13 protein-coding genes are annotated in these 12236 nt (G+C 67.6%); 8 read left to right on the forward strand and 5 right to left on the reverse strand.

Annotated features, from left to right (window positions below; genetic code table 11):
* Positions 1 to 152 precede the first annotated feature (152 nt).
* From folP to folK, 3 genes are read left to right on the forward strand one after another with little or no spacing between them, the layout of a single operon-like run.
* Positions 153 to 935 (forward strand): dihydropteroate synthase, encoded by a 783-nt coding sequence (folP, locus tag FV217_RS10270; protein ID WP_238230674.1) that lies wholly within the window; start codon positions 153 to 155, stop codon positions 933 to 935.
* Positions 928 to 1305 carry a dihydroneopterin aldolase gene (folB, locus tag FV217_RS10275; RefSeq protein ID WP_147817089.1) on the forward strand — a complete coding sequence of 126 codons (378 nt, stop codon included), beginning with the start codon at positions 928 to 930 and terminating at the stop codon, positions 1303 to 1305. Before folP ends, folB begins: the two co-directional genes overlap by 8 nt.
* Positions 1302 to 1778 carry a 2-amino-4-hydroxy-6-hydroxymethyldihydropteridine diphosphokinase gene (gene folK, locus FV217_RS10280; protein WP_147817090.1) on the forward strand — a complete coding sequence of 159 codons (477 nt, stop codon included), beginning with the start codon at positions 1302 to 1304 and terminating at the stop codon, positions 1776 to 1778. The genes folB and folK overlap by 4 nt, the downstream gene beginning before the upstream one ends.
* 28 nt (positions 1779 to 1806) lie before the next feature.
* Here folK and xoxJ read toward each other — a convergent pair whose 3' ends face one another.
* The 5 genes from xoxJ to FV217_RS10305 form a co-directional block, all read right to left on the reverse strand.
* The gene (gene xoxJ / locus FV217_RS10285; protein ID WP_147817091.1) at positions 1807 to 2658 is read right to left on the reverse strand and encodes a rare earth element methanol dehydrogenase accessory protein XoxJ; all 852 of its coding nucleotides are present in this window, start codon (positions 2656 to 2658) and stop codon (positions 1807 to 1809) included.
* On the reverse strand, positions 2658 to 3233 hold the full coding sequence (locus tag FV217_RS10290) for a c-type cytochrome, methanol metabolism-related (RefSeq protein WP_147817103.1): 576 nt from the start codon (positions 3231 to 3233) through the stop codon (positions 2658 to 2660). The genes xoxJ and FV217_RS10290 overlap by 1 nt, the downstream gene beginning before the upstream one ends.
* Positions 3234 to 3395: 162 nt before the next feature.
* Positions 3396 to 5186 carry a lanthanide-dependent methanol dehydrogenase XoxF1 gene (gene xoxF1, locus FV217_RS10295; RefSeq protein WP_147817092.1) on the reverse strand — a complete coding sequence of 597 codons (1791 nt, stop codon included), beginning with the start codon at positions 5184 to 5186 and terminating at the stop codon, positions 3396 to 3398.
* A gap of 740 nt (positions 5187 to 5926) precedes the next feature.
* Entirely contained in the window at positions 5927 to 6613 is a 687-nt protein-coding gene (locus FV217_RS10300) for an SDR family oxidoreductase (protein WP_147817093.1), read from the reverse strand.
* A 128-nt stretch (positions 6614 to 6741) separates the two neighbouring features.
* Positions 6742 to 7458: an MgtC/SapB family protein gene (locus FV217_RS10305; protein WP_147817094.1), complete on the reverse strand. Its 717-nt coding sequence runs from the start codon at positions 7456 to 7458 to the stop codon at positions 6742 to 6744.
* A gap of 225 nt (positions 7459 to 7683) precedes the next feature.
* Here FV217_RS10305 and FV217_RS10310 point away from each other — a divergent pair, with 225 nt between their 5' ends.
* The 5 genes from FV217_RS10310 to FV217_RS10330 all read left to right on the forward strand — a co-directional run.
* Complete coding sequence (locus tag FV217_RS10310) at positions 7684 to 8694, forward strand: AAA family ATPase (RefSeq protein ID WP_147817095.1); 1011 nt, start codon at positions 7684 to 7686, stop codon at positions 8692 to 8694.
* Positions 8695 to 8697: 3 nt separating this feature from the next.
* On the forward strand, positions 8698 to 9627 hold the full coding sequence (locus tag FV217_RS10315; protein WP_147817096.1) for a DUF58 domain-containing protein: 930 nt from the start codon (positions 8698 to 8700) through the stop codon (positions 9625 to 9627).
* A gap of 231 nt (positions 9628 to 9858) precedes the next feature.
* Complete coding sequence (locus FV217_RS10320) at positions 9859 to 10311, forward strand: DUF4381 domain-containing protein (protein WP_147817097.1); 453 nt, start codon at positions 9859 to 9861, stop codon at positions 10309 to 10311.
* A gap of 1 nt (position 10312) precedes the next feature.
* Positions 10313 to 11335: a VWA domain-containing protein gene (locus tag FV217_RS10325; RefSeq protein ID WP_147817098.1), complete on the forward strand. Its 1023-nt coding sequence runs from the start codon at positions 10313 to 10315 to the stop codon at positions 11333 to 11335.
* A 187-nt stretch (positions 11336 to 11522) separates the two neighbouring features.
* Positions 11523 to 12236, forward strand: a 714-nt coding sequence (locus tag FV217_RS10330) for a VWA domain-containing protein (RefSeq protein ID WP_147817099.1), incomplete at its 3' end; no start/stop codon positions are given.

A 12236-nucleotide genomic window follows, 5' to 3' on the forward strand; every position in this document is an offset into this window, starting at 1 on the left:
CGATCATCGAGACATTGCCGGATAGACCCGGGCAGGGCATGACCGCGCTCGAGTGTCCCGCCGGAGCTTTCGTGTCCCCTCCCCTTGCGTCCCCGGCCCAAAGCCGAAGCTTGTCCGATCTGCTGCCCGGTCTCGGTCGGCGCTGCCTCGTCATGGGTATCCTCAACGTGACGCCGGATTCGTTTTCGGACGGCGGCAAGTTCGAGAAACCCGAGGCGGCGCGCGCACAGGCTGAAGCCCTCGTCGCCGAGGGCGCGGCGCTGGTGGATATCGGCGGCGAATCGACCCGGCCCGGCCATGTCCCGGTCTCGGCCGAGGACGAGCAGGCCCGCGTCGTCCCGGTGATCGCGGCGCTGGCCGGACGACTCGCCGTCCCGATCTCCATCGATACCTACAAGGCCTCGACGGCGGGTGCCGCCTTGAGGGCCGGCGCCGCCATCGTCAACGACGTCTGGGGTCTGCAGCGCGACCCCGACATCGCCCGGGTGGCGGCCGACCACGGTGCGCCGGTCATCGCGATGCACAACCGCGAAACCATCGATCCGGGCATCGACATCATCAGTGACATGCTGGCGTTCTTCGAGCGCTCGTTGTCCATCGCCCGGCGCGCCGGCATCCCCGATGCGGCGATTGCGCTCGATCCGGGTATCGGCTTCGGGAAGTCCTGGCAGCAGCATCTCGAGGCGCTGCGGCGGCTGCCGGAGATCAGGGCGCTCGGCTTCCCGCTCCTCGTCGGCGTCTCACGTAAATCTCTGCTCGGCCGGCTCCACGACAAGGAGACCGATCCGGGAGACCGCCTGTTCGGCTCGATCGCCGCCCATGTCCTGGCCGGCACCCTCGGCGCCGACATCCTGCGCGTCCACGAAGTGCGCCCGCATGTCGAAGCCCTTCGCGTCGTCGACGCCGTGATGCGTCCGGAAGCAATCCGTGGCTGATCGTATCCTCGTCCACCGCATCGCGGTCTTCGCCTATCACGGCGTCCTGGCCGAAGAGGCGCGGCTTGGCCAGCGCTTCTATCTCTCGCTCGATTGCGGGCTCGATCTCTCGCAGGCGGGGGCCTCGGACGACGTCGCCCATACCGTCAGCTACGCCGACCTCACCGAGATCGCCGTCGAGATCGCGTCGAAGAAGCGCTTCGCCCTGATCGAAGCCCTGGCCGAATCGATCGCAGCCGAGATTCTTTCGCGCTTCCCGATGATCGCGCGGGCGACCGTGCGGGTCGACAAGCCGAGTGCGCCGGTGGCTGCGGTCATCGACGGCGTCGGCGTCGAGATCACCCGGTTCCGAACGGGGGCCGCACGATGACACGCGCCTATCTCGGCCTCGGCAGCAATGTCGGCGACAAGGCGGCGATGCTCGCGGAGGCGGTGACGCGGCTCGGCAAGACACCGGGTATCCGCGTCGTCGCCCGCTCGCGCGATTATCGCACGCCGCCCTGGGGTGACACTGATCAAGACTGGTTCCTGAACGCGACGCTCGGAGTCGACACCGACCTGACGCCGCATGATCTGCTGGAAGCCGGGCTGGCCATCGAGGCCGCGCTCGGCCGCGTGCGCGAACGCCGCTGGGGGCCTCGCCGCATCGATATCGATGTGTTGTCCTACGAAGGGGCCGAGGTCAGCGACGAGCGGCTGGTGTTGCCGCACCGGTTCGTGCGCGAGCGCGCCTTCGTACTGGTACCGCTCGTGGAAATAGCGCCGGATCTCGTCATCGGCGGCGAGACGGTCAGCGAAGCGCTGGCCAAGCTCGATCGCGCGGGCATCACGCCGCTGGCGTGAGCCGGGCCGCTATGCGGTCCGGCCGTGTTCACTCGTTCGAGGATTGCAGGGGCTTGTTCTCTTCCTCGTCGAGAAGCGGCACCTCGTACGCGCGCAACACCTTCTCGATGTCGGCCTTGCGCTTGCGAAGTGCCGTATTGAGGCTTCGCTTCCAGTCGTTTTCGTTCTGGCGCACACCCATGGAAACCCGGAAGGCCATGGGTGGCCGGTCCGGTTCCTTCAGCAGCGGCACGACGTCCATCTCCACGCCGCTCTGCTTGGCCAGCCAGCCGCCGGATGGTCCCCAGAGGATCGCGACATCAAGCTTCTTCGATGCGACGTCGGCAATCACCTCGGCGGCGACCGTCTGGAATTTACGGTCCGCGCCGAACGAATACGGGGTGTAGGAGTGGGTCTTGCTCGTCATCCCGAGTTCGCCGATCCGGTTGGCTGGCGGCGTTCCCGCGATCAGTCCGATCTCCTTGCCCTTGAGTTTCGGATCATCGAGCGAGGTCACTCCGGCCAGTTCACCTCGGCGGGAGATGAGGGCGTAGGCAGAGCGGTAATAGGGGTTCGTCGGCTGGATGATGTCGCCGCCGGACGTGCCGATGATGACGTCGCACAGACCTGTACCGAGCGTGTTGCGGACGAAGCCGGGGCCTTGCGTCAGCCAGTAGTAGCGGAGCTTTACCTTCAGCTCGTCGGCAATGATCTCTGCGATCTTGTTCTCGAAACCGTCGCCCTTGCGTTCGGAGAACGGCATGTTGCCGGGGTCCGAGCAGACGCGCAGGACGTCGGTGGTGACGAGATCGGGAAGATGCTGCGCAAACGCGTCGCGCGCCCCTGCCGAAAACAGCAGGAGCGCGCCGAGCGCAGCCTTGAACGGTGCGCGGATGATCATCAGCCGCCCAGGCAATCCTTTTCGGTCGCCTTGGCCGAGTCCGGCTTCTCTTCCTTCTCGCCGGGACGTGCGCGTCCCCAGGCGCCGGAGGCGCGAGCGCGCAAGTAGACGTAGAGATCGTCTGCGTAGCACATCACGTTCTTGTTGTCGGCAAAGGCCGGCATGACCTTCTGGTCCGACGAGCTCACGTCCTGCTTGCCGCCGGCGAGGATGCCCATGAACTCGCTGTAGCTCAGATGCTTCAGGCTGTCCTTGAGGGCGGGCGCATAGGTCGAACCCATGGCGTCCGGGCCGTGGCAGACGTGGCATTCGGCGTGATAGCGGCGGTAGCCGGAATACGTGAACCAGTCGACTTTCTTGCCGTCGCTGGTGATGTGGAAGGTCGGATCGCCTGCCTTGTCCTTGTACTTGCCGCCGTCGACCGCAGTGGCCGCGCTGGCAGCGAGAACCTTGTCGTCGAGTTCCTTGGCATTCGGATCGAGCTTGTTGGCCAGTTCGGCGTTGGCGGGCTTAGCATCTTCCGCGCGAACGGCCACGGACGAGATCGTCCCGAGAGCAAGGACGGCTACGGCCATCCGGAGCGCGGACTTGTTCGTGTAACGCAACGAGTTTCTCCCAGTGTTTTTGTTGCGCTGCAACATAAGCGGCCGCGACAACCTTTGACTTAAGGACATAATCATAAAGATGCCGGCGCGGAAACCCGCGCCGGCATCTCTTAGTCATGCGTTACGTGCGGCTTAGTTGTTCGGCAGAGCGAACACGGTGAGCTGACCACCGAGGTTGGTGTAGCTCGAGAGGGCGGCGTAGCCGCCCACTGCGCCGAGGCCGGCATTCGGGTCGGTCAGACCGGCCGCGAGGCCGATGCCTGCCCAGCCGCCGACGCCCGACAGGACGCCGATGTGCTGCTTGCCCTTGTGCTCGTAGGTCATCACGTTGCCGATGATGCCCGACGGGGTCTTGAACTTGTAGAGTTCCTTACCCGTCTTGGCGTCGACGGCCTTCAGGTAACCTTCGAGCGTGCCGTAGAAGACCACGTCGCCGGCCGTTGCGAGAGCGCCGCCCCAGGCGGAGAACTGCTCGGGGTTCGACCACTTGATCTTACCGTTGACGCCGTCCCAGGCGATGAAGTTACCCATGCCGCCATGGCTGTTCGGCGCGGGGTACATCGACAGGGTGGCGCCGACATAAGGCTGACCCGGGGTGTAGGAGACCTTGAAGGGCTCGTAGTCCATGCAGACGTGGTTAGTCGGCACGTAGAACAGCGAGGTCTTCGGCGAGTAGGCCGCAGGCTGCTGGTCCTTGGAGCCGAGAGCCGCCGGGCAGATGCCCTTCGAGTTCACGTCTTCACCGTTCTGCTCGGTCGAGTACTTGGAGACAACCTGCGGACGACCGGTCTTGAGGTCGACCTTGGTGGCCCAGTTCACGGCCGGATCGTACTTCTCGGCGACCAGCAGCTCGCCGGTGGCGCGATCGAGGGTGTAGCCGAAGCCGTTACGGTCGAAGTGGGTCAGGAGCGGGCGCTCCTTGCCGTCGACCTTCTGATCCGTGAGGATCATCTCGTTGATGCCGTCGAAGTCCCACTCGTCGTGCGGGGTCATCTGGTAGACCCACTTGGCGACGCCGGTATCGGGGTTACGACCGAACACGGTCATCGACCACTTGTTGTCGCCCGGACGCTGCTTGGGGTTCCAGGTCGAGGGGTTGCCCGAGCCGTAGTAGAACAGGTCCAGCTTGGGGTCGTAGGAGAACCAGCCCCAGGTGCAGCCGCCGCCGGTCTTCCACTGGTCGCCTTCCCAGGTCTTGATCGAGGAGTCCTTGCCGATGGGCTTGCCCATGTCGGTGGTCTTCTCGGGGTCGATGAGCAGCTGGTCGTCGGTGCCGACCGAGTAGGCGCGCCAGGCCTTCTTGCCGTCCTTCAGGTTGTAAGCGGTGACGTGGCACTGCACGCCGAACTCACCACCCGAAATGCCGACGATGACCTTGTCCTTCACCGGGAGAACGGTGGCGGTGTTGGTCTCACCCTTGGACGGGTCGCCGTTCTTGACGGACCAGTTGACCTTGCCGGTCTTCGCGTCGAGCGAGACGAGGGTGGTGTCGGCCTGGTGCAGGAGGATCGTGCCGTCGGCATAGGCGAGACCACGGTTGACCGTGTCGCAGCACATGACCGGGATCACGGACGGATCCTGCTTGGGCTCGTACTTCCAGACGATCTTCGAGCCCTGGTCGAGGTCCAGCGCGTAGACGATGTTCGGGAAGGGGGTGTGGACGTACATCATGTTGCCGACCACGAGAGGCGAACCCTCGTGACCACGCAGAACGCCGGTGGAGAAGGTCCAGGCAACCTGGAGGTTCTTCACGTTGGAGGCGTTGATCTGATCGAGCTTCGAATAGCGCGTGTTGGCGTAATCGACGGTCTGAAGCGCCTGCTCCGCCGGGTTGGCGATGGACTTCAGAACGCTTTCGTTGGCCATGGCCGGCGTCGCAATCGCGATGCCCGCACCAAGTGCGAGAAGGTGTACCGCTCTCATGGATTCCTCCGGCAAGCCATTACTCCGCGACCTTCGGCATGATGCCGTGGACGTGGATCGGCCTGCTGTTTGCGACAGGGATCGAATTTCGCTTCGGCAGCTCGCGAGAGAACCCTCAACGCACTGTGTTTAAGGCCTTTCCGGGCAAGAACCGCCATCCCTGGGCGGCCCCGCTGAAACCGAAGCTTGAACGAACTCTAAGAAAAAATCGGACGCCGTCAACTCGCTTCCGCAAGCTGCGTCGAAGGCACGGTCAAGTCGTGATGAACGAAAACTCAACGGCCAAGCTGAACGTGCCACCCACAATTCTTATGTTGCAGCGCACTATAACGAATTTCCGGTAGAAATTTCCGTATAGGCATTTTGCGCAACCGCATGCACGGATAGCATGTGCCGTTCCAGCGGGGCGATACGCTATGATCCAGGCGCTCGACCTTTACCGATTCCTACCAGTTCCGCCGGTCGCAATTTGCCGAATTATTCCGTGCAGTGCGGTAAGGAGCGCGTAAGCGGTCCGGTCGTATTCAACCGGAGATCGCCATTGGAACCCAGGTTGCGTGTGCCAGAAGCGCATCTGCGCCCTCTCGCCGCATCGGTGACTCAGTGGTTTTCGCGGAGGCAATCGTGTGGAATTCGCCCTCGCAGCCATGCCGAAGCCCGATCCGGCGGCCGTTTCCCATCATAAGAGACGCCGCAGGCCGCCGGAGACGTGGCCGATTCTCCGGCGGCGGAGCGCCGACCTACCAAGCGAGCGTCTCCCCCGTGTAGTCGAGATAGGCCACACCGGGCTCGCCGAGACGGCGTTCGATCACGTCGGCCATGCCGGTGACGCTCGTATCGACGTCGATATCCGCGTCCGCGCCGCCCATCTCGGTGCGCACCCAGCCCGGATGCAGCAGCAGCACGCCGAATGGCCGCTCGCGGTGGCGGATTTCGAAGCTGCGGGCATTGGTGTTCAGCGCGGCCTTGCTCGCCCGGTAATTCTCCCAGCCGCCGCTCTCGTTGAGTCCGACGCTACCGAGGATGGAGCTCATGAATGCGAGGGTGCCGCCCGGCGCGACCGTGTCGGCGAAGACCTCGGCGAAGCGGATCGGGCTGACCGCATTGGTGAGGTAGACCTGGGCCGCGACATCGCGCGGGACTTCGTGCAGCGGATCGTGCGCCTGCGTCGCAACTCCGGCGACCACGAAGACCAGATCGAATTTTTGGGAGCTCAGCCGGCCATGCAGCGCGACGACGGCGGCATCGTCGTCGATATCGGCCGTTTCGATGGTGAGGGCGCCGGTCCGGAGCTTCGCCAGGTCCGGCGAGGCCTTGCGCTGGGTCGCGGTGACGCGCCAGCCGCGCGTCAGGAAGGTCTCGACGAGTCCGAGTCCGAGCCCGCGCGACGCCCCGACGATGAGCGCATTCTTCTGTGAGTTCGCCATGGTTCCGTCTCCTGCGTAACCGAGTTCAAGGATCGGTCCGCTGACGGGCAGATTGGTGCGGACGCGTCGCAGGGGAAGGCCGCAGCCGGCGATGGCCCGTGTGCCGGCGCACAGGATCGGGTGCGCGTTCAGTCGCCCGTCTGCACCGACCAGGTGGCGTGGCGAATGCCGGGCTGTGCCGCGAGTTCGGCAACCACGGCGTCCAACTCTTTAGAGTCGACCGCCGTCGCGGTGAGCGTTGCGACGACCTCGACCACCTCGTCGCCGCGCTCCTCTACCTCGACGCCGCTGACCGGATAGGAGGCCGCCTCCAGCCGCTCGACCAAAAGGTCGCGCGCCGGTCCGGCGGTCTCGGCCTCTGTCGTCACCTGCACCTCATAGGTCGCCTCGGTTGCACTCTCGTCGATCGGGATGCGGTTGATGAGGTTCACCAGCGGGCGCAACAGCGTGTTGCCGGCGAGTACCGCGACGGCGACGAAGCAGGCCTCCAGCGGCAGGTCGGCCCCGGCGAAGGCGCCGACCGCGGCCGAGCACCAGAGCGTGGCGGCCGTGTTGAGGCCGCGCACGTTCATGCCCTCCTTCATGATGACGCCGGCGCCGAGGAAGCCGATGCCGGAGATCACGTAGGCCACGGTGCGCACCGCCCCCTCGCTGCCGGTGAGCCGCATGCCGAGATCGACGAACGCGGAAGCCCCCACCGAGACGAGCACGGCGGTGCGCAGCCCCGCCGTCCGCTGCCGATACTGCCGCTCGGCGCCGATGACGGTGCCGAGGCCGAAGGCGACGGCCAAGCTGATCGCCGAATTCAGCGCTTCGGGCGTGGCGACGGTGAAGGGACCGGGCATTCCGCTCTGATGGTGGAGCCGTGTGACGTTTCGGTGAAGGCCGACGCGGCCGATCCCGCCTTCGGGCAAATTGACCGATCGATGTTTGCCGATCCAACCCGGGATTGACGTGCGCCCGCAGCAACGGGCACATCCGCTGAATGTGGTCCTCCTAAGAAACCACAACGAGGAGACGCGTATCATGCGGGTGATCGGACCGGTCCTGTCCCATCGGACGAAGCGCTCATGAGCGGCGCGACCCTGGCCGAGCGTCCTGCGGCGGCGCCCAGCCCCGCCGACGACCACCTGCGTTCCCGCATCTTCGCCCTGCGCGACGGCCTCGAACACGGGCTGATCGGCTGCACCGGCCTCGTCGAGCGTCTTCTGATCGGCCTGCTAGGTGGCGGCCACCTCCTGATCGAGGGCGCGCCGGGTCTCGCCAAGACCCGCGCGGTCAAGCGGCTCTCGGAGGGGCTCGACGGCTCCTTCGCCCGCGTCCAGTGCACGCCGGACCTGATGCCCGCCGATCTCACCGGCACGACGGTGTGGCGCCAGGATGCCGGGATTTTCGAGTTTCTGCCCGGCCCGCTGTTCCATTCTCTTATTCTGGTGGACGAGGTGAACCGCGCGCCGCCCAAGGTGCAGTCGGCCCTGCTCGAATCCATGGCCGAGAGCCAGATCACGGTAGCCGGCCATACCCACAAGCTGCCCGACCCCTTCATGGTGGTGGCGACGCAGAACCCCATTGAACATGCCGGCACGTTTCCGCTGCCGGAGGCCCAGCTCGACCGCTTCCTGCTCCACGTCGTCGTCGAGATGCCGGACGAGGCCTCCGAGCGGAAGATTCTCGACCTCGTCGAGGGCGAGCTGAACCATCACGCCGAGCCGATCGCCGTGAAACTCTCGGTCGAGGAAATCCTCGCCGCGCGCGAAGCGGCGCTCGCCACCTACGTCTCGCCCGCGCTCAAGGATTATCTCGTCCGCATCGTCGCCGGCACCCGCAACGAATCCGTCTCGAAGGAACTGCGCGCCGCGATCGAGCATCCGGCCTCGCCGCGCGGCACCCTCGCCCTGATGGTCGCCGGCAAGGCCCGCGCCTACCTGCATGGCCGCGACCACGTCATCCCGGAGGACATCGCGGCGCTCGCCAGCGACGCCCTCGCCCACCGCATCGGCCTGACATGGCGCGCGGCCGCCGAGGGCCGCACGGCGCGGAGCATCATCGAAGGGCTCGTGGCGCAGACGCGGGCGCTCTGAATCATGTCCGGTTCGGCGGCGCCCACCACCGACCCCTATCAGGCCTCCGGAATCCACCTCTCCGGCGAGACGCTGATGGGCTTGCGCCATCTCGCCCGGCGCGGCGTCTCGCCGGCCTCGCGTACGCTGGCCGGCCTGCCGGGCGGCATCGTCACCAAGAAGCGCGGGCGCGGCTCGGAGCCCGACGACGTGCGGCTGTGGTCGGAGGGCGACGACATGCGCTTCATCGACCGCAACGCCACCGCGCGCACCGGTGAGTTGCATGTGCGCACCCATCACGACGAGCGCGACCGCACCGTGGTCCTGCTCGTCGACTTTCGGCCGTCGATGCTGTTCGGCACCCGCCGGGCGCTCCGCTCGGTCGCGGCGGCGGAGGCGTTGGCCCTCCTCGGCTGGCGCGTGGTCGGCGACGGCGGCCGTGTCGGACTGATCGTCGCCGGTACGGGCGAGCCCGTGGTGATCCGCCCCAGCGGTGGCGAGCGCGTCATGACCGCCGTCACCGGCGCCATGGCCCAGGCCCATGCCGTCGCCTTGGCGGCCTCGGCCACGGACGACCCGCCGCTCGGCCCGATCCTGAACCTCGCGCGCTCGCTGCTGCCCTCCGGCGGTCACCTCGTCATGGCGACCGCCCTCGATGCGCCGGGCGCGGATTTCGACAACGTGCTCACGGTCCTGGCCGAGCGCCTCTCGATCCGTCTCCTGCTGGTCTCGGACGCCTTCGAGCGCATGCGCGCTCCCGGGTTCTATCCCTACGCCATGCCGGACGGGCAGCGCGGCACCATCGAGGCCGAGCGCGCCGAGCCCGGCTCGAAGGCCGCCGACGACCGCCTCGCCGAGATGCACCACCGCGGTATCGAGGGCCTGCGCATCGACGTCGAGACCGGACCCGAGGCGTATGCGCCGTTGATGGAGCGGCTCGATGCGATGCTGTGATGCGCTCGCGACCACCGATGCATCCCCTCTCCCCGCGAGGCGGGGAGAGGGCCGCGACGACCTCATCGTCGGCGCGGCGAGGCGGCAGCCGAAGGTGAGGAGGTGCTTCCGGAGGAGTAACATCCAGAGACGCCCCCTCACCCTCGCTTCGGCTTCGCCTCCGCTTCCTGCATGGACGACGAGGTCCATGCAGGCCTCTCCCCGCATACGGGGAGAGGGGGAGGCGCCGCGATGAACCCGGAACTCACCACCCTCCGCGGCCTGCACTTGCCCACCGGCGGCGGCAGCGTCCTGCAGGGGGAGATCGTCGCCGCGATTGCCCTTGGCTTCGCTGCCGCGCTGATCGTCGGGCTCGCGCGGATCCTGCGCGCCCGGATGCGCTCTACCGTGCGCCGCGCCGCGCTGCGTGAACTCGCAGTCGCGAGAAACCTCGCGCCACAGGCGCGGCTGACGGAGCAGGCGCGGCTGCTGCGCCGGGTCGTCCGTACGATAGCCGGCGAGGAAGCCGCGTCCACTCGCGGTACGGCCTGGGCCCAAAAGCTCGACGGCACCTTCGCCACCGACTTCTTCAGCCGCGGCGCCGGCCAGGCCTTCGTCGATGGCCTGTATCGCCGACCGGTCGCTGCAGACCCCGCCGCGATCGACGCAGAACTCGCCCGTCTCTTCTCCCGGATCAAGGCGTGACATGCCGTCCTGGCTCTCCGCCCTCGTCTCGGCCTTCGACCTCGCGGCGCCCTACGCGCTGCTGCTCTTGGCTGCTCCCTTCGTCTTCGCTCGCCTCATGCCGGCCGAGCGCGAGGGTACGAGCGGGGCGCTGCGCGTGCCTCCCTCCCTCATCGGCGGGGCCGATCGCGGCGAGAGCCTGATCGCGCGCGGGCGGCGGCGGATCTGGCTGGTCTGGACGCTCTGGGCCGCCCTCGTCGTCGCCTTGAGCGGCCCGCGCCTCGTGCTTTCGGCCAACGCCCTGCCGGCCTCGGGCCGCGAGATCATCCTGACCCTCGATCTCTCCGGCAGCATGGAGCGCCGGGACTTTTCTCTCGACGGCGAGACCGTGAGCCGGCTGGCGGCTGTGAAGCGCGTCGGCGCGGGCTTCATCCGCCGCCGGGCCGGCGACCGGATCGGCCTCGTCGCCTTCGCCGACCAGGCCTACGTCGCCGCCGCGCCGACCTTCGACACGGCCTCGGTGGCGCGGACGCTGGAGGAGGCGACGATCGGCCTCGTCGGGCGCTCCACCGGCATCGGCGACGGCCTCGGCCTCGCCCTGAAGCGCCTCGCCCCGGCCCAGATCGCGAGCGCCGACGGCGACGGCCCGCCGCCGGCCTCGGACAAGGTCGTGGTGCTGCTCTCCGATGGCGCCAACAATGCCGGGCAGACCTCGCCGAAGGACGTAGCCGCCCTGGCCAAAGAACTCGGCGTCCGGGTCTACACGATCGCGCTGGGGCCGATCGACATGGCGAACAATCCCGACAACGAGCAGGACGTGGTCGACGTCGATACGTTGCGCGACATGGCCGAGGTCAGCGGCGGCAGGGCCTTCCGGGTCAAGACCACGGACGACCTCAACGCCGTCGCCGATTCCATCGACCAGCTCGAGGGCGGCCGCGCCCAGGCGCCACCCGTGCCGCTCCGCCGCGACCTCTGGCCCTGGCCGGCTGCGCTGGCGCTGCTCTGCGCGTGTGGGCTGCTCGCGGTGAGGCGGGACGCGTGATGGCGGCAGTTCATCGCGTTTTTAGCGGCGCCCTTCCTTCCTCCTTGTGGGGAGGGACCGAGGGTGGGGGTGGTTCCGCTGGCCTGTGTCGGCGGCTGGCGGAGCCACCCCCACCTCCAACTCTTCCCCACAGGGGGAAGGAGAGCCACGTCCGGCCGCTACCCCGTCGCGACCGATCGGTGGCGCCATGAGCTTCGACACCTACGCCCTCCTCCGCCCCCTCTGGCTCCTCGCCATCCCCGTGATCGCGTTCCTCGCGCTCCGCGCCGCCTGGCGCTCGGCGCCCCTCGGCGATTGGGTGAAGGCCGTCGATCCCGCGCTGATGGCGATGATGCAACGGCGCGGGGCCGTGCTCGGTGGGCGGCGGCAGGCCAACGTGGTCGCGGCGGTGGCGGCCGGGATCGTCGCGCTGGCGCTGACCGGGCCGGCCTACGAGCGCCCCGATGCTTCGACCTTTCGCAACCTCGACGCCACCGTCGTGGTGCTCGACCTGTCGCGCTCGGTCACCGAAGGCGGCCGCTTCAAGGAGGCGCGGCAGGCGGCCGAGGCGGTGGCGCAGGCGGCGGGCAGCCGCTCCGTCGCCCTCGTGGTCTATGCCGGTGATGCCTACACCGCCGTCTCTCCGACCACCGATCGCGACGCGATCGCGACGACGCTGTTCGCCCTCGATTCCGAAACAGTGCCCGATCGCGGCAGCCACCCCGAGCGCGGCCTCACCCTCGCGCGAAAGATCCTGGACGAGGCGAACGTCGTCGCAGCCGACGTGGTGCTGATCACCGATGGCGACGGCGTCGGGCAGGCGGCCGAGCGCGAGGCCGCAGCAATTCGCGAAAAGGGTTGGCACCTGCACGCGCTGTTCGTGCCGGCCGGCAAGGCGTTGGCCCCCGGCGCGCCGCGCCCC

It is taken from the genome of Methylobacterium sp. WL9, from assembly GCF_008040035.1.
GTDB lineage: Bacteria > Pseudomonadota > Alphaproteobacteria > Rhizobiales > Beijerinckiaceae > Methylobacterium > Methylobacterium thuringiense.